Source organism: Azospirillum sp. Sh1 (assembly GCF_008365135.1).
GTDB classification, from domain to species: Bacteria; Pseudomonadota; Alphaproteobacteria; order Azospirillales; family Azospirillaceae; genus Azospirillum; species Azospirillum oryzae.
Genome location: NZ_VTTK01000046.1, coordinates 28,878 through 50,703 on the forward strand (window position 1 = coordinate 28,878; position 21,826 = coordinate 50,703).

Annotated in this window: 22 protein-coding genes; 15 read left to right on the plus strand and 7 right to left on the minus strand. The window is 68.6% G+C overall.

What is annotated here, in order from left to right; translation table 11 throughout:
• Nucleotides 1-2: 2 nt before the first annotated feature.
• The 5 genes from ccoP (at nucleotide 3) to FZ029_RS29230 (ending at nucleotide 5,193) form a co-directional block, all read left to right on the plus strand.
• The gene (ccoP, locus tag FZ029_RS29210; protein ID WP_149273339.1) at nucleotides 3-893 is read left to right on the plus strand and encodes a cytochrome-c oxidase, cbb3-type subunit III; all 891 of its coding nucleotides are present in this window, start codon (nucleotides 3-5) and stop codon (nucleotides 891-893) included.
• A 229-nt stretch (nucleotides 894-1,122) separates the two neighbouring features.
• The gene (locus tag FZ029_RS29215) at nucleotides 1,123-1,653 is read left to right on the plus strand and encodes a FixH family protein (RefSeq protein WP_149273341.1); all 531 of its coding nucleotides are present in this window, start codon (nucleotides 1,123-1,125) and stop codon (nucleotides 1,651-1,653) included.
• 45 nt (nucleotides 1,654-1,698) lie between these two features.
• The gene (locus FZ029_RS29220; protein ID WP_149273343.1) at nucleotides 1,699-4,224 is read left to right on the plus strand and encodes a heavy metal translocating P-type ATPase metal-binding domain-containing protein; all 2,526 of its coding nucleotides are present in this window, start codon (nucleotides 1,699-1,701) and stop codon (nucleotides 4,222-4,224) included.
• Nucleotides 4,145-4,348, plus strand: coding sequence for a cbb3-type cytochrome oxidase assembly protein CcoS (ccoS, locus tag FZ029_RS29225; protein WP_149273345.1), 204 nt, complete (start codon nucleotides 4,145-4,147; stop codon nucleotides 4,346-4,348). The genes FZ029_RS29220 and ccoS overlap by 80 nt, the downstream gene beginning before the upstream one ends.
• Nucleotides 4,349-4,530: 182 nt before the next feature.
• Entirely contained in the window at nucleotides 4,531-5,193 is a 663-nt protein-coding gene (locus FZ029_RS29230; protein WP_244434101.1) for a cyclic nucleotide-binding domain-containing protein, read from the plus strand.
• Between the two features lie 59 nt (nucleotides 5,194-5,252).
• Here FZ029_RS29230 and FZ029_RS29235 read toward each other — a convergent pair whose 3' ends face one another.
• The 4 genes from FZ029_RS29235 to FZ029_RS29245 form a co-directional block, all read right to left on the minus strand.
• A complete protein-coding gene (locus FZ029_RS29235) occupies nucleotides 5,253-6,320 on the minus strand; it encodes a COX15/CtaA family protein (protein ID WP_149273346.1) in 1,068 nt (355 codons plus the stop codon).
• 89 nt (nucleotides 6,321-6,409) lie between these two features.
• Complete coding sequence (locus FZ029_RS29240; RefSeq protein ID WP_149273348.1) at nucleotides 6,410-6,904, minus strand: lysozyme; 495 nt, start codon at nucleotides 6,902-6,904, stop codon at nucleotides 6,410-6,412.
• A gap of 143 nt (nucleotides 6,905-7,047) precedes the next feature.
• Nucleotides 7,048-7,197 (minus strand): hypothetical protein, encoded by a 150-nt coding sequence (locus FZ029_RS33245; RefSeq protein WP_188052108.1) that lies wholly within the window; start codon nucleotides 7,195-7,197, stop codon nucleotides 7,048-7,050.
• A gap of 106 nt (nucleotides 7,198-7,303) precedes the next feature.
• On the minus strand, nucleotides 7,304-7,567 hold the full coding sequence (locus FZ029_RS29245) for an usg protein (RefSeq protein ID WP_149196808.1): 264 nt from the start codon (nucleotides 7,565-7,567) through the stop codon (nucleotides 7,304-7,306).
• A 356-nt stretch (nucleotides 7,568-7,923) separates the two neighbouring features.
• Here FZ029_RS29245 and groES point away from each other — a divergent pair, with 356 nt between their 5' ends.
• The 6 genes from groES (at nucleotide 7,924) to FZ029_RS29275 (ending at nucleotide 14,117) form a co-directional block, all read left to right on the plus strand.
• Nucleotides 7,924-8,214 carry a co-chaperone GroES gene (gene groES / locus FZ029_RS29250; RefSeq protein WP_014248860.1) on the plus strand — a complete coding sequence of 97 codons (291 nt, stop codon included), beginning with the start codon at nucleotides 7,924-7,926 and terminating at the stop codon, nucleotides 8,212-8,214.
• A gap of 48 nt (nucleotides 8,215-8,262) precedes the next feature.
• Nucleotides 8,263-9,906, plus strand: coding sequence for a chaperonin GroEL (gene groL, locus FZ029_RS29255; protein ID WP_149196807.1), 1,644 nt, complete (start codon nucleotides 8,263-8,265; stop codon nucleotides 9,904-9,906).
• Nucleotides 9,907-10,357: 451 nt separating this feature from the next.
• Nucleotides 10,358-10,723, plus strand: a complete 366-nt coding sequence (locus FZ029_RS29260; protein WP_149273349.1) for a hypothetical protein — start codon at nucleotides 10,358-10,360, stop codon at nucleotides 10,721-10,723.
• Nucleotides 10,724-10,738: 15 nt separating this feature from the next.
• Entirely contained in the window at nucleotides 10,739-11,656 is a 918-nt protein-coding gene (locus FZ029_RS29265) for a DMT family transporter (protein ID WP_149273351.1), read from the plus strand.
• 424 nt (nucleotides 11,657-12,080) lie between these two features.
• Entirely contained in the window at nucleotides 12,081-12,782 is a 702-nt protein-coding gene (locus FZ029_RS29270; RefSeq protein WP_246457569.1) for a LuxR C-terminal-related transcriptional regulator, read from the plus strand.
• Nucleotides 12,783-12,935: 153 nt separating this feature from the next.
• Nucleotides 12,936-14,117 carry an anti-sigma regulatory factor gene (locus tag FZ029_RS29275; RefSeq protein ID WP_149273353.1) on the plus strand — a complete coding sequence of 394 codons (1,182 nt, stop codon included), beginning with the start codon at nucleotides 12,936-12,938 and terminating at the stop codon, nucleotides 14,115-14,117.
• A gap of 121 nt (nucleotides 14,118-14,238) precedes the next feature.
• Here the strand turns inward: FZ029_RS29275 and FZ029_RS33250 are convergent, their stop codons facing one another.
• Complete coding sequence (locus FZ029_RS33250) at nucleotides 14,239-14,583, minus strand: hypothetical protein (protein ID WP_188052109.1); 345 nt, start codon at nucleotides 14,581-14,583, stop codon at nucleotides 14,239-14,241.
• A gap of 241 nt (nucleotides 14,584-14,824) precedes the next feature.
• Between FZ029_RS33250 and FZ029_RS29285 the strand changes: the two genes are divergently transcribed.
• Nucleotides 14,825-15,835 (plus strand): zinc-binding alcohol dehydrogenase family protein, encoded by a 1,011-nt coding sequence (locus tag FZ029_RS29285; protein ID WP_149273355.1) that lies wholly within the window; start codon nucleotides 14,825-14,827, stop codon nucleotides 15,833-15,835.
• Nucleotides 15,836-15,860: 25 nt separating this feature from the next.
• Here FZ029_RS29285 and FZ029_RS29290 read toward each other — a convergent pair whose 3' ends face one another.
• Nucleotides 15,861-16,754: a LysR substrate-binding domain-containing protein gene (locus FZ029_RS29290; RefSeq protein ID WP_149196801.1), complete on the minus strand. Its 894-nt coding sequence runs from the start codon at nucleotides 16,752-16,754 to the stop codon at nucleotides 15,861-15,863.
• Between the two features lie 192 nt (nucleotides 16,755-16,946).
• Here FZ029_RS29290 and FZ029_RS29295 point away from each other — a divergent pair, with 192 nt between their 5' ends.
• Nucleotides 16,947-17,468, plus strand: a complete 522-nt coding sequence (locus FZ029_RS29295) for a substrate-binding domain-containing protein (protein ID WP_149273359.1) — start codon at nucleotides 16,947-16,949, stop codon at nucleotides 17,466-17,468.
• 39 nt (nucleotides 17,469-17,507) lie between these two features.
• On the plus strand, nucleotides 17,508-17,654 hold the full coding sequence (locus tag FZ029_RS33255; protein ID WP_188052110.1) for a hypothetical protein: 147 nt from the start codon (nucleotides 17,508-17,510) through the stop codon (nucleotides 17,652-17,654).
• Nucleotides 17,655-17,677: 23 nt separating this feature from the next.
• Here FZ029_RS33255 and FZ029_RS29300 read toward each other — a convergent pair whose 3' ends face one another.
• A complete protein-coding gene (locus FZ029_RS29300; protein WP_149273361.1) occupies nucleotides 17,678-19,237 on the minus strand; it encodes an ATP-binding protein in 1,560 nt (519 codons plus the stop codon).
• Nucleotides 19,238-19,849: 612 nt separating this feature from the next.
• Between FZ029_RS29300 and FZ029_RS29305 the strand changes: the two genes are divergently transcribed.
• A complete protein-coding gene (locus tag FZ029_RS29305) occupies nucleotides 19,850-21,718 on the plus strand; it encodes a GGDEF domain-containing protein (protein WP_149273363.1) in 1,869 nt (622 codons plus the stop codon).
• The last annotated feature ends 108 nt before the right edge of the window (nucleotides 21,719-21,826 follow it).

The window sequence follows — 21,826 nt, forward strand, 5'->3', positions numbered from 1 at the left end:
CCATGGCACAGAATTACAAGGACGAGCTGTCCGGCGTCGAGACCACCGGCCACGAGTGGGATGGACTGCGCGAGCTGAACAATCCGCTGCCGAAGTGGTGGCTGTATCTCTTCTACGTCTGCATCGCCTGGGCGATGATCTACTACGTGTTCTACCCGGCCTGGCCGCTGGGCAAGACCTACACGAAGGGCATCCTCGGCTATTCCCAGCGCGAGGAGCTGGACACCAAGCTGGCGGAAGCGAAGGCCGGCCAGGCCAAGTACCTGACCGCCATCGCCGCCAAGTCGGTCGACGAAATCCAGAAGGACAAGGACCTGCTGGGCTTCGCGATGGCCGGCGGCCGGTCCTACTTCAACGAGAACTGCGCCGCCTGCCACGGCGCCGGCGGCCAGGGTGCCAAGGGCTTCCCGACGCTGGCCGACGACGTGTGGCTGTGGGGCGGTGCCTCGGCCGACATCTACAAGACCATCCAGCACGGCATCCGCTCGGATGACGGCGACACCCGCGGCACGCCGGGCACCGGCATGACCGCCTTCGGCAAGGACGGCATCCTCACCCGCGATCAGATCGATCAGGTGACGGACTATGTCCTGTCGCTGAACGGCAAGCCTGCCGACGCCGGCAAGGTCGCCAAGGGCAAGACCGTCTATGACGAGAACTGCGCCGCCTGCCACGGCGACGCGGCCCAGGGTGCGGTTGCCGCCGGCATCGACGGCGTTGGCGCCCCGCCGCTGAAGCAGGCCAACTGGCTCTACGGCGGCGACAAGGCGACGCTGATGGAGACGGTGACCAACGGCCGCGCCGGCGTGATGCCGGCCTGGTCCAAGCGTCTGGACGACGCGACGATCAAGTCGCTGGCGGTCTACGTCCACAACCTGGGCGGCGGCAAGTAAGCCGCTCAACGGGAAAATGGTTCGGAACTGACCGGAAAGGCGTCGGGGGGGATACTCCCCGGCGCCTTTTTCTTTGGCGCAATTGGCGGTCGGACGGCCGCTTCGTTAACTTCCTGTCATTTGATCCATCGCAATGTACCTGCGGCAATCGGTCGCCATAGTGCCTCCCGACCGGCCACACACATCGTCGATCAAACGCCGCCGACCAGTCGAAGGGCAGCCACCGACCATGAGCATGAGCACCACCACCGGAAACCGCCCCGCCGCGCCGAAGCGTGTGAAGGCACCGCGCCAGCCGGGATGGTACATCCCCTGGATCTTCGTCGGCGTCTTCATGGTCGTCCTGGCGGTTAACGGGGTCATGGTCCATTTCGCGGTGTCGAGCTGGACCGGGATCGAGACCGAGAACCACTTCATCAAGGGTCTCGGCTACAACAACGACCTTGCCGGCGCCCGTGCCCAGGCGGAGCGCGGCTGGCAGGTCGAGCCCCAATTCACCAGCACCGAACCGCGCAAGGCCGTGATCGCCATCACCGCCCGCGACAAGAAGGGCCAGATCCTGAAGGACGCCACCGTCACCGTGACGATGATCCGTCCGATCTCCGAAGGCCACGACAAGACCCTGACGCTGCCCTATCTGGGCGAGGGCCGCTATGGCGCCCCGGTGGAGCTGGATTTGGAAGGCCAGTGGGACATGCGCTTCGTCATCACCCACGCCACCGGCGACTATCAGGACCAGAAGCGCGTCTGGGTGCAGTGACGGCGGCGACGACGCCGCGACCGGGACAGTCAGGGTGACGATGAGATGACCGTCTGCCTCCATTGCGGACAAGAGCTGGGCGAGGGCGCACAGGCTGGTGCAGGTGCCGCGACCGCCGGTGCCACGACCGCCGCTGATGGTGCGGGTCCCTTCTGCTGCACCGGCTGCGCCGCCGCCTACGACCTCGTCCGCGGGCTGGGGCTGGAGCGCTATTACGAGCGCCGCAGCGTCGATCCCACCGCTCGCCCGCTGCGCCCGGACGATGCCCCGGCGGTCGATTACGAACCGCACGCGCGCGAGGAGTCCGACGGCAGCCGCAGCCTTCACCTGATGGTCGACGGCATGCAGTGCGCGGCCTGCGTCTGGCTGATCGAATCGGCGCTCAGCCGCCAGCCGGGCATCGGTCAGGCCCGCATGAACATGACCACGCGCCGGCTGACGGTGCGCTGGAATCCGAAGGAGACCGACGCCAACGCGGTGGTCGGCACCGTGGCGCAGTTGGGATACCGCGCCGTGCCCTTCGACCCGGAGCGGCTGGGCGGCGCCCAGGCCAAAAGCGAGAAGGAGCTGCTGCGCGCCATGGCGGTGGCGGGCTTCGCCATGGGCAACGTCATGCTGCTGTCGGTGTCGGTCTGGGCCGGCCACAGCCAGGGCATGGGCGCCGCCACCCGCGACCTGATGCATTGGATTTCGGCGCTGGTCTGCATGCCGGCAATCGCCTATGCGCTACGGCCCTTCGCGCGCTCGGCGCTGTCGGCCCTGCGCCACGGCCGCACCAACATGGACGTGCCGATCACCATCGGCGTGCTGCTCGCCACCGGCATGAGCCTGTTCGAGACGATCCACAGCGGCGAGCACGCCTATTTCGACGGCGCGGTGATGCTGCTGTTCTTCCTGCTGATCGGCCGTTATCTCGACCAGCGGGCGCGCGGCCGGGCGCGGTCGGCGGCTGAACAGCTGCTGGGCCTGCGCGCCAACGCCGTCACCATCCTGAACGAGGACGGGACCAGCGCCGTGGTGGCGCCGGAGCAGGTCGGCCCCGGCAGCACCATCCTGGTCGCGGCCGGCGAGCGCATCCCCGTCGACGGCCGGGTGTCCGACGGCGTGTCCGACCTCGACACCGCCCTGATCACCGGCGAGACGGTGCCGGGCACCGCGCGGCCGGGCGATCAGGTCTTCGCCGGCACCCTGAACCTGACCGCGCCCCTGCGCCTGACCGTCACCGCGGTGGGGGAAGGCACGCTGCTGGCCGAGATCGTCCGGCTGATGGAGGTGGCGGAGCAGGGCCGCGCCAAATATGTCGCCATCGCCGACCGGGTGTCGCGCCTCTACGCTCCCGTCGTGCATCTGACCGCGCTGACCACCTTCGCCGCCTGGATGCTGCTGGGCGGGGTGGTGTGGCAGGACGCGCTGATGAACGCCATCGCCGTGCTGATCATCACCTGCCCCTGCGCGCTGGCGCTGGCCGTGCCGGTGGTGCAGGTGATCGCCAGCGGCCGGCTGATGCGCCAGGGCACCCTGCTGAAAAGCCCCACCGCGCTGGAGCGGCTCGCCACCATCGACACGGTGGTGTTCGACAAGACCGGGACTTTGACCGAAGGCCACCCGGTGCCGCAACTCGACGGGCTGGCGGCGGAGGATCTGGCGCTGGCGGCCTCGCTCGCCGCGGCCAGCCGCCATCCGCTGGCCCGCGCGCTGGCCGCCGCCGCGCCGGAGGCGCCGGTGGCCGCGGGCGTGCGCGAGATCGCCGGCGCCGGCCTGTCCCTGCAGACGGCGGACGGCGAGGTGCGGCTGGGCAGCCGCCGCTTCACCGGTGCGCCGCTGGAGGCCGAGGACGCCGCCGGTCCGGAACTGTGGCTGGCCCGTCCGGGCGAGGAGCCGCGCCGGATCGTCTTCCTCGATGCCCCGCGCCCGGATGCCGCCGCGGTGGTGACGGCGCTGAAGGCGCGCGGGCTGGAGGTGAAGCTGCTGTCGGGCGACCGCAAGGGCGCGGTGGCGGTGGTGGCGGAGCGGCTGGGCATCGCCGACTGGCGGGCCGAGCAGACTCCGGCCGACAAGACCGCGGCGCTGGCCGAACTGGCGGCGCAGGGCCGCACCGTGCTGATGGTCGGCGATGGGCTGAACGACGCCCCGGCACTGGCCGCCGCCGCGGTGTCGATGTCGCCCTCCACCGCGGTGGACGTCAGCCAGACCGCCGCCGACGTGGTGTTCCAGGGCCGGCTGCTGCGCCCGATCGTCGAGACGCTGGAGGTTTCCCGCCGGTCCGGCCGTCTGGTGAAGCAGAATTTCGGCATCGCCCTGGTGTATAACCTGTGCGCCGTGCCGCTCGCGATGGGGGGGCTGCTGACGCCGCTGCTGGCGGCGCTGGCCATGTCGTCCTCGTCGCTGATCGTCATTCTCAACGCGCTGCGGCTGGCCCGCGGCGCCGTCATCAAGGATCTTCCCGTGCGGGACATCGCCGCGCGGGAAGCGTCGGGCAAGGATTCGGGTGATGGACGAGCTTCTCTATCTGATCGCGATCGCGCTGAGCCTGGGCGGTCTGGGGCTGGGGGCCTTTCTGTGGGCGCTTAAGTCCGGCCAGTTCGACGATCTGGACGGAGCGGCCCACCGCGTGCTGTTCGACGACGATCTGCCGCCGCCCGCCCGCGCCGGACATGAACCGGCCAAGCCGGCGGAGGCCGCGCGCGGGCAATAGCCACAGGGCCGGTATGGGCAATGAAAGGGTTGTATGCGTGCGAGGTTGCGATTCTCAGCGATTGCCACCAATATGGGCCCATGCGGAATGAAAGGCTGGGTTCCTCCATGCCACCCTTCGATACGGTCCGGGCTCGCGACAAGAGCGCTGCGACGGAAATGAATCCCTGCGGGGCCTGTCCCGTGCGCAGCCTGACGGTGTGCGCCGCGCTGGAACCGGAGGAATTGCGCCGTCTTGCCGACATTCTGCAGAACGTGCGCATCGACGCCGGCCACACCCTGTTCGCCGAGGGTGACGCCGCCGACGCGCTCTACAACGTCACGTCGGGCACGGTGAAGCTGTACAAGCTGCTGCCGGACGGGCGCCGCCAGATCACCGGCTTCCTGGTGACCGGCGATTTCCTGGGGCTGGCCGTCAACGACAGCTATGCCTACACCGCCGAGTCGGTGACCAGCGCCTCGCTCTGCCGCTTCCCGCGCAAGAAGATCGACGCGCTGCTGGAAGAATTTCCCAAGATGCAGCGGCGCCTGTTCTCCATGGCGTCGAACGAGCTGGCCGCCGCGCAGGACCAGATGCTTCTGCTCGGCCGCAAGACGGCTAAGGAGAAGATCTGCTCCTTCCTGCTGATGCTGTCGCAGCGCGCCGCCCGCCGCGGCCACAAGGAAAACCCGGTCTTCGTGCCGATGAGCCGCGCCGACATCGCCGACTATCTCGGCCTGACCACCGAAACCGTCAGCCGCACCTTCACCCAGCTGAAGACCGCCGGGGTGATCTCGCTGCAGGAAGGCAACAAGGTCCTGATCGCCGACCTCGACGCGATGTACGATCTGGCCGAAGGGGCCTGACGCGGCCCGACGGGGGGCATCCACGGCATTGCCGTGAACGCCGCCGCTCTACGAAGCGGTCAATCCACCGGCCGCAGTTCGAACAGCAGCCACACCAGCATCGACACCACCAGAATCGCGCCGGCCTGATGGGCGGCGGCGATGGGGATCCACACCACGGTCAGCAGCGTGGCGATGCCCATGGCGATCTGCAGCAGGACCATGGCGCCCGACGCCAGCGCGGCGCGGCCGGCGCGGCCGGGCAGGCGGGCGTTCAGGACGCGGGCGGCCAGCACCAGCACCACCACCCCGGTGAGGATCGCCAGCGCGCGGTGGATCAGCTGGATCGCCGCGGTGTTCTCGAACGGGTTGATCCACCAGGGAGTCAGCGTGTCGACCTCCGGCGGGATCCAATGGCCGGCCATCAGCGGGAAGGTGTTGTAGGCGAAGCCGGCATCCGATCCGGCGACGAAGGCACCCCAGACGATGGTGACGGCGACCAGACCCAGCGCCCAGCGGGCGTGGCGGCGCAACGGCGCCGACTCCGGCCGCCAGCCGGCCAGCGGCAGCGGGTCGAGCAGGCCCAGCGCGGTGCGCAGCAGCAGGGCATAGATCAGGATCGCGGTGCTGAGATGCAGGGCCAGCCGGTAATGGCTGACGTTCGGCGAATCGACCAGCCCGCTCTTCACCATGAACCAGCCGATGCCGCCCTGCAGCCCGCCCAGCAGGAACAGCCCGGCCAGCTTCGGCCAAAGCTCTGCCGAGACGCGGCCCTGCATCCAGAAGCGCAGGAAGGGGATCAGGAAGACGAAGCCGATCAGCTGGCCCCACAGCCGGTGGAACCACTCCCACCAGAAGATCGACTGGAAGCCGGCCAGATCCATGTGGCTGTTGTAGATGCGGAATTCCGGCGTCGCCTTGTACAGGTCGAAGACGCGGTTCCATTCCGCCGAGGACAGCGGCGGCAGGATGCCGATCAGCGGCTTCCACTCCACCATCGACAGGCCGGATTCCGTCAGCCGGGTGACGGCGCCGATCACGGCCATGGCCAGCACCATGGCGGCGCAGACCAGAAGCCAGACGGCGATGGGCCGGTTCGGGTTGGGACGGGTGGAGGCGGCGAGGCTGTCGGAGGCGAAGGCGGTCAAGGCGGCATTCCGGAGCACGGCGGTGGGATGTTCGCCAATGTGGTGCGAACATCCCGTCCCGTCAAATGCCTCCTGCCGCCTCAGCCGGATCAGGCGGTGCCGTCGGCTGTGGTCACGCCGGTCTGGGGCTGGGCGGTCTGGCCCTGGAACAGCGCCTCTTCGGCCGCGCGGCGGGCGACGAGGCCGGCCAGCTTGGTCGGCTTGCCGTTCACCGTGGCATAGACCCAGCGGCCGAACTGGTCGGCGGCCCCGGCATAATCGCCGGCATTCAGCAGCTTCAGCAGGGTCGAGCTTTGCAGGCTGCCGGCGCCCAGGTTGAAGACGAAGGAGGACAGCGCGCCGCGCTGGTCGTCGTTCAGCGCCACCTTCACCAGCGCGTCGACGCGGCCAGCCGCCGCGGTCAGGTCGGAGGCGAGAAAGGCGTCGGCCTGCTCCGCGGTGATGGTCTGGCCCATCTTCACCCCGGCGGTGTGGCCGTAACCGATGGTGGGAACGCCGGCCGGGCAGAGGTAGGCGCTGAGGTACAGGCCCTCGAAATGCTTCACGAGATCGACCGCGGCTTGGCAGACCGGCTTGGTGGTCATGGATGCTAACTCCCGGTTGGCGCGCCGGGCGGACACCCTCCGCCCGCAACAGGGGCGATCGTATGCGAATTACGCGCTTAACGGGAAGGATAGAATGCAAATTGTCGTAATTTGCCGCAAGCCGGCCGAAGAGCCCCGCAGAGTCAGGGTGTCAGCGTCTGCGCGGCGCCAAACAGCACGAACAGGGCGAACAGCAGCGCGAACAGCCCGGCGATCGTCGTGACCTCCAGCAGCGCCTCCACCAGCCGGCCCTCGCGATTCCGCCACTCCTCCGCCTTCCGCTTGGCCGCCATCGTCCCCTCCACCTCTGCAGTCCCGGTATTCGATAAAATTTTAGCGAATACCTGGGGGTGGTGCTGTGACGGCAGTCACAGGGGGCCGAAAGGGCGCCGGCCGGGATCAGTGAAGGCGGAAATCGGCGGCGGCGTGGCGAAGCTCGCCGGGGGTGATCAGGGTGTGGCTCGCCAGCCGCACCGAATGCAGCTTGCCGTCCAGATTGCGCTGCCAGAAATCGAGGAAGCGGCGCAGCACCGGATAGTCCGGCGCCTGGTCCAGCTCCTGCCACAGGTAGCACTGCAGCAGGCCGGGATGGTCCGGCATATGGTAGAGAATCTCGGCGGTGGTCAGGCGGAAATCGCGGAGCTGGAGGCTGAGATCGGCCATGCGCGGTCTCCCGTTCGGTGGGGGGGATCGGGTGGGTCTGGCGGTGTCCGGTTCCTCCCGGTGCCGTCCCGGCAGGGCGGCAGGCGCCGGAACGGTCGGGTCCCCGGTGACCGTTTGAAGAAATCTTGCCGCCGCGCGGGTCGGGGCGCAATGGAAAATATCGTCCAATTACAATGTGTTAGCAGCATGTTGCCGTGAGTGCTGCCGGCATTCGCGCCAAATTCCGAAACGAGCCTCTTGAATCCCCAAACCGGTTCGATTAGCTGTCTGGCACTCGCCGGGTGGGAGTGCTAACAGCCGCCGCCCGCGCCAATTCACGTCAGTCAGAACCAAGCCTTGATCCAAGGAGGCATTCCATGAAGTTCCGCCCGCTGCACGACCGCGTCGTCGTCAAGCGTCTGGAGTCCGACACCAAGACCAAGGGTGGGATCATCATCCCCGACACGGCCAAGGAAAAGCCGCAGGAAGGCGAGATCATCGCCGTCGGCCCCGGCGCCCGTGACGAGGCCGGCAAGGTCGTGGCGCTGGACGTCAAGGCCGGCGACCGTATCCTGTTCGGCAAGTGGTCGGGCACGGAAGTGAAGATCGAAGGCGTCGATTACCTGATCATGAAGGAATCGGACATCATGGGCGTCATCGAGGCCTAAGTCCTCCGCCCGTATCCTTCGAAATTTACAAGTTAAAGGAATCGAGACATGGCTGCCAAAGACGTCAAGTTCGGCCCCACCGCGCGCGAAAAGCTGCTGCGTGGCGTTGACATCCTCGCCGACGCCGTGAAGGTCACGCTGGGCCCGAAGGGCCGCAACGTCGTGATCGAGAAGTCCTTCGGCGCTCCGCGCATCACCAAGGACGGTGTGTCGGTCGCCAAGGAAATCGAGCTGTCGGACAAGTTCGAGAACATGGGCGCCCAGATGGTCCGCGAGGTCGCCTCGAAGACCAACGATCTGGCCGGTGACGGCACCACCACCGCCACCGTCCTGGCCCAGGCCATCGTCCGCGAAGGCGTGACGAAGGTCGCCGCCGGCCTGAACCCGATGGACCTGAAGCGCGGCATCGACATCGCCGTCGCCGCCGTCGTCGCCGACATCCAGGCCCGCGCCAAGAAGGTCACGACCAACGACGAGATCGCCCAGGTCGGCACCATCTCCGCCAACGGCGAAGCCGAGATCGGCAAGATGATCGCCCAGGCGATGGAGCGCGTCGGCAACGAGGGCGTCATCACGGTGGAAGAGGCCAAGAGCCTGGACACCGAGCTGGACGTCGTCGAGGGCATGCAGTTCGACCGCGGCTACCTGTCGCCGTACTTCATCACCAACGCCGACAAGATGATCGCGGATCTCGAGAATCCGTACATCCTGCTGCACGAGAAGAAGCTGTCGGGCCTGCAGCCGCTGCTGCCGGTCCTGGAGTCGGTCGTGCAGTCGTCGCGTCCGCTGCTGATCATCGCCGAGGACATCGAGGGCGAGGCCCTGGCCACCCTGGTCGTCAACAAGCTGCGCGGCGGCCTGAAGATCGCCGCCGTGAAGGCCCCGGGCTTCGGTGATCGCCGCAAGGCGATGCTGGAGGACATGGCCATCCTGACCGGCGGCCAGGTCATCTCGGAAGACCTCGGCATCAAGCTCGAGAACGTCACGCTCGACATGCTGGGCACCGCCAAGAAGGTCGTGATCTCCAAGGAGACCACCACCATCGTCGACGGCGCCGGCGAGAAGGCCGACATCGAAGCCCGTTGCGGCCAGATCCGCGCCCAGGCCGAGGAGACCACCTCGGACTACGACCGCGAGAAGCTGCAGGAGCGTCTGGCCAAGCTGGCCGGCGGCGTCGCGGTCATCCGCGTCGGCGGTGCGACCGAGGTCGAGGTGAAGGAGCGCAAGGACCGCGTTGACGACGCCATGCACGCCACCCGCGCCGCGGTGGAAGAGGGCGTGGTCGCCGGTGGCGGTTCGGCCCTGCTGTACGCCGGCAAGGCCCTGGACAAGCTGGTCCCGGCCAACGACGAGCAGCGCGTCGGCATCGACATCATCCGCCGCGCCCTGCAGGCCCCGGTCCGTCAGATCGCCTACAACGCGGGCACCGACGGTTCGATCGTGGTCGGCAAGCTGCTGGACCAGAACGACCCCAACTTCGGCTACGATGCCCAGAAGGGTGAGTTCACCGATCTGGTCGCCGCCGGCATCATCGATCCGGTGAAGGTGGTCCGCACCGCTCTGCAGGATGCGGCCTCGATCGCCGGCCTGCTGATCACCACCGAGGCGATGATCGCCGAGAAGCCGGAGAAGAAGGCTGCTCCGGGTGGCATGCCGGGTGGCATGGGCGGCATGGACGACATGGGCTTCTAATAGCCCATCGGCCGACCGTTCCACGGTTCGGGAAAGGGGCGCCTCCGCGAGGGGGCGCCCTTTTTCTTTTGCCCGGAGGGAAGCGGGGGAGCGGGGGCATACAGGCATGCAGCTTGGTGGTCAGCCACTCCGCCGAGCCGTCGGGCACCGCTTTCAGCGTCATCCCCGCGAAGGCGGGGAACCAGCCGTTTCAAGCACTTGCCGCGAAAGCCTGGACCCCCGCCTTCGCGGGGGTGACGGTCGATGAGGTGTGATTCAGGCTTCGGTCGGACGTGCGGGCCCCGCGCAAGTGCCGGTGGGCCGTGACACCCCGGCCATCCTGAAATGTCAAGGCGAAGTCCGCCTTGCTTTGCCGCGGTCGCCTCCCAATAATCCGCCCCTCTCTTGCCGGGTGCCCCAGCGTGGGGCGCCGGCCTCCTGACTTCCGTATATTTCAACGAGGGCCTGTTCCATGCGCTCCTTCGAGGGCCAGCATTCCGACAACGTCGCCATCAAGCGCAGCCGCGAGGAGAAGCAGCGTCAGCTGGTTCAGCTCAAGGAGCAGCTGGCGACGCTGAAAGCCCACGCGGCCCCCGCCATCCGTGAAGCGTTGGTCAAGCGCATCGCCGAACTCGACGCCGAACTGCGCCAGCCCGCCAAGCCGCCCCGCGAGGGCCGCGAGGGGCGCGAGGGCCGTGGTGGCGAGGGCCGTGAAGACGCGCCGCGCCATCCCCGCCGCGAATCCCGCCCCAGCGTCTTCCGCGCCGAAGACAGCGGCGACCGCGGCGGCGCCCTGTCCGCGTCCAGCGTCTTCGCCTCGCCCCGCCGCCGCAGCTGAAGCACGGACAGCCCGATGCCCGCCAACCGCGTCGCCTCCGCCAAAGGATCCCGCCTGGCCGATCAGGCCTGGCTGCTGATGATGCTGCCGCCCCTGTTCTGGGCCGGCAACGCGGTCCTGGGGCGCGCGGTCGCCGGGGCGGTGCCGCCCATCGGGCTGGCCTTCTGGCGCTGGTGCCTGGGCATGCTGGTGGTGCTGCCCTTTGCCTGGCCGCACCTGCGCCACGACATCACGCCGATCCTGGCGCGGTGGAAGAGCGTCCTGCTGCTGGGCACGCTGGGCATCGGCATCTACAACACCTTTCAATACATCGCGCTGAACACGACGACCGCGCTGAACTGCGTGATGCTGCAGTCGTCGATGCCGGTGATGATCGTGCTGATGAGCCTCGTGCTGTTCCGTGACCGGATCGGGGCGATGCAGGGGGTGGGGATCGCCGTCTCCCTGGTCGGCGCGATGACCCTGATCTCGCACGGCGATCCGGCGACGCTGCTGGGACTGCAGCTGAATGCCGGTGACGTCTGGATGCTGGCGGCGGTGGTGATCTATGCCGCCTATACCACCCTCCTGCGCCGCCGGCCGGCGATTCATGGTCTGAGCTTCGTCGTCGTCACCTTCGCCATCGGCGCGGTGGAACTGCTGCCCTTCTACATCTGGGAGAGCCTGACCGGCCATCCGGTAGAGGCCAGCGGCATCACCCTGCTGGCGGTCGGCTATACCGTGCTGTTCCCGTCCATCGCCGCCTATCTCTGCTTCAACCGGGCAGTGGAACTGCTCGGTCCCAACACCGCCGGTCTCGCCATCCATCTGGTGCCGGTCTTCGGCAGTCTGCTGGCCATCCTGTTCCTGGGCGAGCAGCCGCATCTGTATCACGGGATCGGCATCGCCCTGATCGCCGCCGGCATCGTCCTGGCGACCCGCCGCCGGGCATGAGCGGAGGCGCGACCAGCGCCAATAATAAAATTACCGTCAAAGGGAAATTTTAAAACTGCGTCTAGGAAACAAAAAAATTAGGATTGAGTTACTTCGTGTGCAGAAAATTTGGAATGGCGTCTTCTGTAAGCCGGCAGTCGGTCCAGGAGAATAACTTGCGAATATACTTGCGAAGTTCGCCATCTGGTTTTGTACCGCGCCGCGGGATAGCGCCTTGATTGGGTTTCTTGTTCGGATGTTCGCCCGTATAATATCCCCGATATCCTTTTAGACATCCCCACTATCCCTCGCGCCTGCGGCGGTCAATAAGGGATGACCGCTAAAATGCGGGTCATGGCGGCGGTTCGGTAGCGGATCGATCGTCGTGTGGAGCCGGCGCTGTTCGCCGGTCCGATGTGGTGGAGGTCCCAAGATGCCCCTGCAAATGTCCGCGCCCGCTTACACGCAAACCGCCTGTCTGGTTCATATCGTCGACGGCGACCTGCTGTCGCGCAGCACGCTCTCGCGGGCGCTGGGCGCCGTCGGCATCGCCTGCCGGGTCCACAGCACCGCCGCCGACGCGCTGGCCGTGCTGGGCACCGCGTCGGCCTGCATCGTCCTGCGCAGCGACCTGCCGGACATGACCGCCATCGAATTCATGGCCGAGGCCTCGCTGCACGGGCATGACCTGCCGGTTCTGGTGGTGACCGAGCAGGGCGACGTCGACGCCGCCGTGGCCGCGATGAAGGCCGGCGCGATGGACTGCATCGCCCATCCCTTCGCCATCCCGGCCTTCCTGGAGCGGCTGCGCGCCTGTCTCGCCTCCGGCAATCCGCAGGCCCAGCAGCGCGACCGCAGCCGCGACGCCGTCCGCCGGCTGGCCCTGCTGAGCCGCCGCGAGTCGGAGGTCTTGGAACTGATCGTCGAGGGCAAGCAGAGCAAGACCATCGCCTGGGAACTGGGCATCAGCATCAAGACGGTGGAGGTCCACCGCGCCCGCATCATGGAAAAGACCGGCTGCCGGTCCATCGTCGGGCTGGGCCGCCTGTGGGAGGCGGCGGAGATCCTGCGCGGGCGCGACCTGCCCCATGGGCTTCCCGTCCGCCAGCCGGCCCAGCCGGTACTGATGGAAGTGGCGGCATCCTGACGCAGGGCACGAGGCGGCATCCTGGAAGTTGCGCTTCGTCCGGCTCCGGCCGGACGAAAAATGAGACGAGACGTGTCCTTTGCGTGGGCTTGACCCCAAGAGGATTGTAATGTTCTGGCGATGAGCAACCAGAACGCCGACAGGAGCGGTCCGATGTTCCCCGATCATGGTCACCGTCGCATTGCCGTGGCGTCGCCCGACGACATCGCCACGGCGCGTCGGATCGCGGCGGAGCGGGCCGAGGGCGTACTGGCGGCCGACGAGGCGGCCCGGCTGGACCGGCTGGTGGCCGCGCTGGCCGAGCATGCGCTGGGCCTGCCGGACGGGACTCTGCTGATTGCGCGGATGCGGTCGGGCGCCGGTGTCGAATGCCTGGCCTACGACCGCGATCCCGCCACCGCCGAGCTGCCCGCGCCATCCGAGGGCGATGCGCCCGCCGGGCTCGGCGTCGCGCTGGAAACGGTCCGGGCGCAGGCCGACCGTTTCCACATCCATGCCACACCGGGCATCGGCTCGGCGCTGCTGGCCCGCGTGTTGCGGCCCGGGGCGGACGATGCGCCGCCCGCCGACGCCATGGTGCAAACCGGGTCCGTCATGGTCGAGCGGAGCGGGGGCGAGGCCGCGCGGGGCGGCCCCTTCATCGACCATTGGTTCGTCAGCTGCGCGCCCGCCCGCGGCGGGTACGGCCCCTGCGGAATCGCGCTGATGATCGACGGCGACACGGTGGCCGGCGGCAATGCAGGCGTGGACGCCGGGGCCGGGGCCGGGGAGGGCAATGGCGAGGTCTATGGTCCTCCCCGCTATCCCCCCACCGTGATGACGCCCGGGGTGATCCGGCAGGTGGAGACGGTGGTCGCCGCCACGGTGCCCGGCCTGCCGGCGCCCATGGTGGTCAATGCGATCCGGCGCGATCTGAAGGGGCGGCCCGAACTGGGGCTTTCCGAGGACAAGACCCTGGCGCAGATCGGACGGGCCGCCGTCGCGGTTCTGCGTTTCGACGCCAAGGCCGTCGACTATACCGCGCTCGGCACCGTGGCCGGGGCGGTGGTGCGGCCGCAGGAACTGACGGCGCTCGGCGCGCGCTGGGCGATGATCGGCTTCAACCCGCTGGCCCCGGCCGCCGTCCATCTGCTGTGGGGACCGGGCGACCACGTCGTGCTCTACACCGGCGGATGCGCCCGGCTGCCCGCCCTGTTCATCCGCCGTGACCTGCGCACGGTCGAACCGACGCTGGCGGCACTGGTCCTGCTGCGCGACGGCGCGGTGTGCGACGACGACCACACCATCCTGGTGCTGCGCAACCGCGCCGATCAGGTGCCGGCGTCGGCCGCCTGACGAAGGACGCTGATCAGGATCCACCGCGTCGTGCGTTTCATATTAAACGCATGACGCGGTGGCTTTATGTTCGGCGATCGGATTCACGCTCCAAATCGATTCCGATTCTACGCGATCCGATCTAGCGGCCCCAGCCGCGCGGGCCGCCGGGGCGTTCCCATGCATGCGGGTCGCCGTTGTGGTTCCATTCCCGGCGGTGCCAGCCGCGATCGCCGCGATCGCCCCAACCGCGGTCGCCCCAGCGGCGGTCGCCATCCCACGAGCGGTAGCGGTAGCCGGGCTGCACGATGACCGGCGGCGGCACCGCATAGACGGTGGGCGGCGGCGCCACCACCGGCCCGCCGTAAGCGGGATAGTAGGGATCGTAGCCATCGTAGGCGACACAGCCGGACAGCGTGGCCGCACCCGCGGCCAGAAGCAGGGCGGTCAGCATCTTCGGCAGGATTGTCGGACGAATGGTGCGCATGGCCTTGCTTCCTGTCTTGCGGAGGACCGGGATCGGCGAAGAAAGCGGTCATCGGTACAAACAGCCCAACCCGCCCGGCTATTCCATACCCCTTTGGCGTCACCCTGTCCGGAGCGGGTGCGGCGGCAAGCCGTCCATCGCGGTTTCTGATGGATGAAACAAGAACTATGAATTTCACATATCCGGTGGGCGCCGTCATCCTGTGTCCCGACTTCCTCCACAGCATGAAGACGAGGCCATCATGAAAGCCATCGGTTACCGCAAATCCCTGCCCATCACGGATGCCGACGCGCTGATCGACGTCGAGATCGACCGCCCGACGCCCGCCGGCCGCGACCTGCTGGTCCGGGTGGAGGCGGTGTCGGTCAACCCGGTGGACACCAAGCTGCGCCGCAACGCCTCGCCGGCTAACGGTGACCTGCGCATCCTGGGCTTCGACGCCGCCGGCATCGTCGAGGCGGTCGGACCGGGCGTGACCCTGTTCCGTCCCGGCGACGCGGTGTTCTATGCCGGCGCCATCGACCGTCCCGGCACCAACAGCGAATATCATCTGGTCGACGAGCGCATCGTCGGCGCCCGCCCGGCCAGCCTGAGCGTCGCCGAGGCCGCCGCCCTGCCGCTGACCGCCATCACGGCCTGGGAGATGCTGTTCGACCGGCTGGGCCTGCCGCGTGAAGGTGGAGAAGGCAAGTCGCTGCTGATCGTCGGCGGGGCCGGCGGCGTCGGTTCCATCGCCATCCAGCTGGCCCGCCGGCTGAGCAAGGTCCGGGTGCTGGCCACCGCCTCGCGGCCGGAGACCGCCGACTGGGTGCGCGAACTGGGCGCCCATGACGTGATCGACCACAGCCGGCCGATGGCGGAGCAGGTGAAGGCGCTGGGACTTGCCGGTGTCGATTACGTCTTCTCCACCAACGCGACCGACCGCCATTTCCCGGATCTGGTCGAGCTGGTGGCGCCGCAGGGCCATATCGGCCTGATCGACGATCCGGAGCCCATCGACGTCCGCCTGCTGAAGCGCAAGAGCGTCTCGCTCCATTGGGAGCTGATGTTCACCCGGTCGCTGTTCCAGACCGACGACATGATCGCCCAGCACGAGTTGCTGACCGAGGTGTCGCGGCTGGTCGATGCCGGCACCCTGCGCACGACGCTGACGGAAACGCTGGGCCGCATCGACGCCGCCACCCTGCGCAAGGCCCACGCCCTGATCGAATCGGGCAAGGCCCGCGGCAAGGTCGTGCTGGAAGGCTTCTGATCCGCCGGCGCGTCCCCCCGCCGCTTTACCCCGCCAGGGCGAGCGGCGGGCGGGCCGGGCGCATCGCCGCCAGGCTTTCCACGATGAAGCCGACCAGCGGTTCGGCGAGACGGCGGTTGCGCGGCGTCTCGCCGAAGATCGCCATTTCGACATTGCCCAGCTCGGGCAGCCCATCCTCCACCCCCAGCCGGCGCACGCCGTCGGGTACCGAGGATTCGCTCAGCACCGCCACACCAAGCCCGGCGCGGACGGCGGCCTGGACCCCCATGACGCTGGCGCTGGTGTAGACCACCCGCCAGGACCGTCCGGTCTCGCCCAGCGCCGCCAGCCCGCGGTTGCGGAAGACGCAAGGGGCCGGCAGGGCGCAGAAGGGCAAGGGGCCGTCGGCCGGGATTTCCAGGCCGGGGGCGGCGATCCAGCGCATCGGCTCGGTCCAGATGGCGCGGCCGCGGCTGTCGCCGGCATCGCGGCGCGAGATCACGAGGTCCAACTCTCCGGTATCCAGCGCCGTGACCAGATCGCTGCACATCCCCACCCGCACGTCGATGTGCAGGCGCGGGTGCAGCTTGGCGAAGCGGCGCAGCACATGGGGCAGATGGTCGGACAGGAAATATTCGGCGACGCCCAGCCGCAGCTCGCCCTCCGCCGCCGGTTCGGTGAAGCGGCGCACCGTCTCGTCGTTCAGGTCCAGCAGGCGGCGGGCATAGCCCATCAGCAGTTCGCCGTCATGGGTCAGCGCCAGCGACCGGCTGGTGCGCTCGAACACCCGGCGGCCGAGAAGATCCTCCAGCTTCTTGACCTTGACGCTGATCGCCGACTGCGTCCGGCCCAGCCGTTCGGCCGCCGCGGTGAAGCCGCCGGCCTCCGCCACGGTGACGAAGGCGCGCAACGCGTCGATCTCCAGGTCGGGCAGGGACATGAGGATACATTCCGGATGGTGATCAGTGGCGCTCATCCTATCGCGATTGCTCATGGATGGCGAGCGGCGCATCGGGGCGGCCTGTGGGACAAGCGGCGGCCGGGCCGTTGAAGCCGGGCGGGAGCATCCTCATTGTCAGCCCCCGGGCCTTGCCGCCCGGATGTCCGATGATCCTGAGGAGAGAGACGCCCGATGATCCGTTTTTCCGCGCCGGCCGGCAGTTTGGCCCTCGCGTTTGCCGCTGCCGCCCTGCTCGCCGGCTGCCAGATGCCGGGCACCATGCCGCCGCCGCAACAGACCGCCGCCCTTCCGCCGCCGGCCGTGCCCAAGCCGCCGCCGGAAGCCCGCGGCATCTGGATCGTGGGCAGCCCGGCCCTGCGCGGCACCATCGATCAGGTGGCGGCCAAATATGACGGCGGCCCCGACACCAAGCCGCATCTCGATGCCCGCGGCACCGCCGCCGGATTCCGCGCCTTCTGCGCCGGGGTCGGGCTGGACCATCCCGACATGGTGGCCTCCGACCGTCCGATCAGCGCTGCCGAATACAAGCGTTGCCGCGCCGCCGGCGTCACGCTGACCGAATATGATTTCGGGCCGAAGCGCTTCGTCTACGTCAAGGACTCGCACATGATGGCGGTGCCCGGCGTCAACGACTTCGTCACCAGCTGGAGCCGGACCGGCAAGCCGGTGAGCGCGCCGACGGCGGGGAGTTAATAATTTGTGAGCTTTATGAGTTCTGCTGAGAGAGGCTCGATGAATGAACCGCTTCGCATCGAATCTCATCAAGAGCTTCTCTCGGCCGTCATTCCCGCGAAGGCGGGAATCCAGCCATATCAACCGCTTGATCCTGAAACCTGGATCCCCGCCTTCGCGGGGATGACCGCCAATAATAGCTTCTGAAAACTCACAAACCCTGAGGCGGATCAGCCCGCCGCGAACAGCCCGCCCCCATTGCTGGTGTCGGGGGCGTCGGCGGCATCATCGGCGTTGGGGTCGCCCAGCGCGGTTTCCCAGCCCAGCGCCGGCAGGGTGATGGCGCGGGTGTTGCCGAGGCCGCTGCGGCTGGTGATGAAGCCGCGCTGTTCCATGTAGGTCAGCAGGCGGCGGCCGCGCCCCTTCGACCGGCTGCCGCAGGCGCGCGCCACGTCGGCGTCGGACGGGCAGGGGGCATGGTCCAGGGCGGCGCGGGCCAACAGCAGGAAGACCGGCTGGATGTCCTCCGCCAGCGTGGCGGCGACCTCCGTCGCGCGCTGCCAGGCCGGATCGTCGCCGCTGCCCGCCCCGGCACGGGCGGTGGCGAGACGGCGGCGGAAGGCGGGCAGGGCCAGACGGTCGCCGTCCACCCCGCGGCCCCGGCAGCGCACCAGGAAATCCTGGTACAGCACGGCGAGCGAGCGGTAGGGCGCCTCCGGGTCGGCCAGCACCTCGGCCAGCACCTCGTCATAACCGGCTTCGCGCTCGGCGGCCTGTTCGGCGGTTTCCTCCGGCTCCAAGGGCAGCAGGGCGGGCTGTTCGGCGTCATCGTCGGGGGACGACGGCGGGGCGGCGGGACGGCCGCGCGCCAGTTGCGCCATCAGGTCGGCGCTGGCCGAGGTGGAGGGACGGCGCACGTAGCGCGGCGGCTCCGGCTCGGTGGTGGTGAAGATCAGGTCGCGGGCGTCCGCCACCGGCGTGGCGGGGGGCGGCATCAGGGTCGGGCTGCCGGTGCGGCCCTGGGTCTCCACCGCGCCGATGCGCAGCGGCAGCGGCCGGCGCGACAAAGCGGGGCCGAGCGCGATGAAATGGCCGCGCTCCAGGTCGCGGAACATCTCCGCCTGCCGGCGCTCCATGCCCAGCAGGTCGGCGGCGCGCGCCATGTCGATGTCGAGGAAGGTGCGGCCCATCAGGAAGTTGGACGCCTCGGCGGCGACGTTCTTCGCCAGCTTCGCCAGACGCTGGGTGGCGATCACCCCGGCCAGCCCGCGCTTGCGCCCGCGGCACATCAGGTTGGTCATGGCGCCGAGCGAGACCTTGCGCGCCTCGTCCGACACTTCGCCGGCGGCCGAGGGGGCGAACAGCTGCGCCTCGTCCACCACCACCAGCATCGGATACCAGAAGTCGCGGTCGGCATCGAACAGCCCGCCCAGGAAGGCGGCGGCGTGGCGCATCTGCATTTCCGCGTCCAGCCCCTCCAGGTTCAGGACGACGGAAACGCGGTGCTGGCGCACGCGGGCGGCGACCGATTGCAAGGCGGCCTCGCTGTGTTCGTCGGCCTCGACCACCACATGGCCGAAGCGTTCGGCCAGGGTGACGAAGTCGCCCTCCGGGTCGATCACCGCCTGCTGCACCCATTGGGCGCTCTGTTCGATCAGCCGGCGCAGCAGGTGCGACTTGCCGGAGCCGGAATTGCCCTGGACCAGCAGACGGGTCGCCAGCAGCTCCTCCAGGTCGAGCGTCGCGGCGCTGCCCGCGTTTGTCGCCCCCATGTCGATGCCGACCTTCATCCCGCTCGTCTCCCACTCACCCGAACCGCCCTCATGACTGGCGGGGCCTTCCTATAGCGCAGGCGGGCGCGGCGATACGAGGATTCGATTCGGGACGGCCGGGCCGCGGATTGGGAGGCACTCTCCGGCCGATTGAGCGGCAGAGGCCCGGATGAGCGTTCCGGTGGTGGGGTGGGTCTTGCGGCGGAGGGCGGTTTGACCATATTCTGGCGGACAGGAGGGTGCGGGGCCAACCGCACCCTCCGTCCGGTCCGGTTACTTCAGCAGGTCAAGGATCGCCTTGATCAGCTAAAGCACCAGGACCAGGAGGACGAGTGCTTTTTCCACTCTGTGCTCCCAGGTAGGTGGGACGCGGGCGGTGGCCATTCCGCCGCCCGGTTCCCACCACTGCATGCATAGCGATGCACGGTGGTGCGGGCAACGCGCATTCCACCGAACCGTGTGCGCGGTGGGCCTATGATCAACCGGAATTCGGATCCTGCCTGTTCCTCCGCGTCTGCGGCGGGAGGGCGCGTTGCGCAACAACGTGGCGCTGCGGTCATGAAACCGCAAACAAGCTCTGTTACAAGCGGATGCTGATCCCAGACGGGACCGGCGCTGGCGGACCGAGCGATGACTGTGCTGACCACGACTATGGCCGGGATTGAAACCGGGAGGTTGGAGAGCGGCCGTGCCGAGTCCTATGGCGCGAACTGGAGCGCCGTCCGCTCCGCCGACGGTGCCGCCGCGACGTTCGATTGGGCATCGGCGGTCGGGCTCTTGCGCTATGCCTTCCAACCCATCGTCCAGCTGCGGTCCGGCCGCTGCCATGGCTATGAGGCGCTGCTGCGCGGGTTCGAGCGCACCGGCTTCGCCAATGCGGGCGAATTGCTGGATGCCGCCGAGGCCGCCGGCCTGCTGGCGACGGTGGAGACGGCGCTGCACGCCAAGGCGGTCGCGGCCTACCGCGCGCTGTCGGGGTGGAGCGAGGCGAAGCTGTTCCTGAACCTGGACGCCCGGCTGATCGGCCGGCCCGACTCGCCTTGGCTCGCCCGCGATCCGGCGGCGTCGCGCAACAGCGGCATCGTGCTGGAACTGTCGGAAAGCCGGCCGGTGCCCAGCGGCGTCGCGGTGGATGCGGCGGTGGACCGCTACCGTCAGAGCGGGGTCGGGATCGCCATCGACGATTTCGGCGTCGGCCATTCCGGCCTGCGCACGCTGTACGAAGCGCGGCCGGACTATGTGAAGATCGATCGCTTCTTCATCGCCGGCATCGACGCGGATTCGCGCAAGCGGGCGCTGGTGGCGGCCCTGGCCGGCCATGCCCATGCGCTGGGCATCCAGATCGTGGCGGAGGGGGTGGAGACCGCGACCGAGTTCTACACCTGCCGCGATCTGGGCTGCGACTTCGCCCAGGGCTTTCTGATCGCCCGGCCGCGGGTGGATCTGACCGGGCTGCCCAACCGCTATGCGATGGTGGAGGACCTCAACCGCCAGGACCGCCGCCAGCCCAGCGAGTCGCACCGCCGCCTGTCGGAGGTGATCGAGCGGCTGCCGCCGCTGCGGGTGGATTCGCGCAAGACCGAGCTGCTGGACTATTTCCGCCGCGACGGCAGCGCCCCCATCGCACCGATCACCGACGAGCATGACCGGCCGCTCGGCCTGATCCGCGAGCGCGACCTGAAGCGTTACGTCTATTCGCGCTTTGGCGGGGAGCTGCTGCGCAACCGCGGCCTGGGCGACCGGCTGGACGATCTGGTCATCCGTTCGCCGGTCTGCGACATCTCCACCCCGCTGGACCGGGTGATCGAGGCCTTCTCCACCGAATCCGCCGCCGACGGGATCGTGATCGTGGAGGGCGGCGCCTATGCCGGCGTGCTGTCGAGCGGCGCCCTGCTGCGGCTGGTGCATGAGCGCAACCTGGCGATGGCGACCGACCAGAACCCGCTGACCCGGCTGCCGGGCAACGCCGCGATCCTGCGCCACATCGAAGGGGCGCTGGCCGACCCGGGCCGCGGCCATGTGCTGGCCTATCTGGATTTCGACAACTTCAAACCTTTCAACGACAATTTCGGTTTCCGCCAGGGCGACCGCGCCATCCTGATGTTCAGCGAGCGGCTGAAGGCCTGGGCCGGCAGCGCCGGGGCCGCCATCGACGCCGACGCCTTCGCCGGTCATATCGGCGGCGACGACTTCTTCCTGGGCGTCAGCGGTGGCGAGGAGGGCGAGGTGCTGGCGCGGCTGGTGGAACTGCTGGCCCTGTTCCGCTCCGACGCCGAGAGCCTGTACGACGCCGAAACGCGGGTCAGCGGCGGCTTCCTGGCGAAAGACCGCTATGGGGCGCTGCGGCGTTTCCCGCTGCTGGCGGCCAGCGGCGTCGCCGTGGTGATCCCGCCCGGCTGCGGCCAACTGACCCCCGACGCCGTCAACGCCGCCATCGCCGACCACAAGGCCGCCGCCAAGGGGGCGGAGGACAAGCTATGCGTGGTGCGGCTGGGGTGAGGGAAGTTACGGCGCGAGCTGCCCCCTCCCTAACCCTCCCATAGGCGCTAACATGAGAGGGAAGCGATAGACGGGTCGGGCGTGACGAATTGCGCTGGGCTGTGTTTT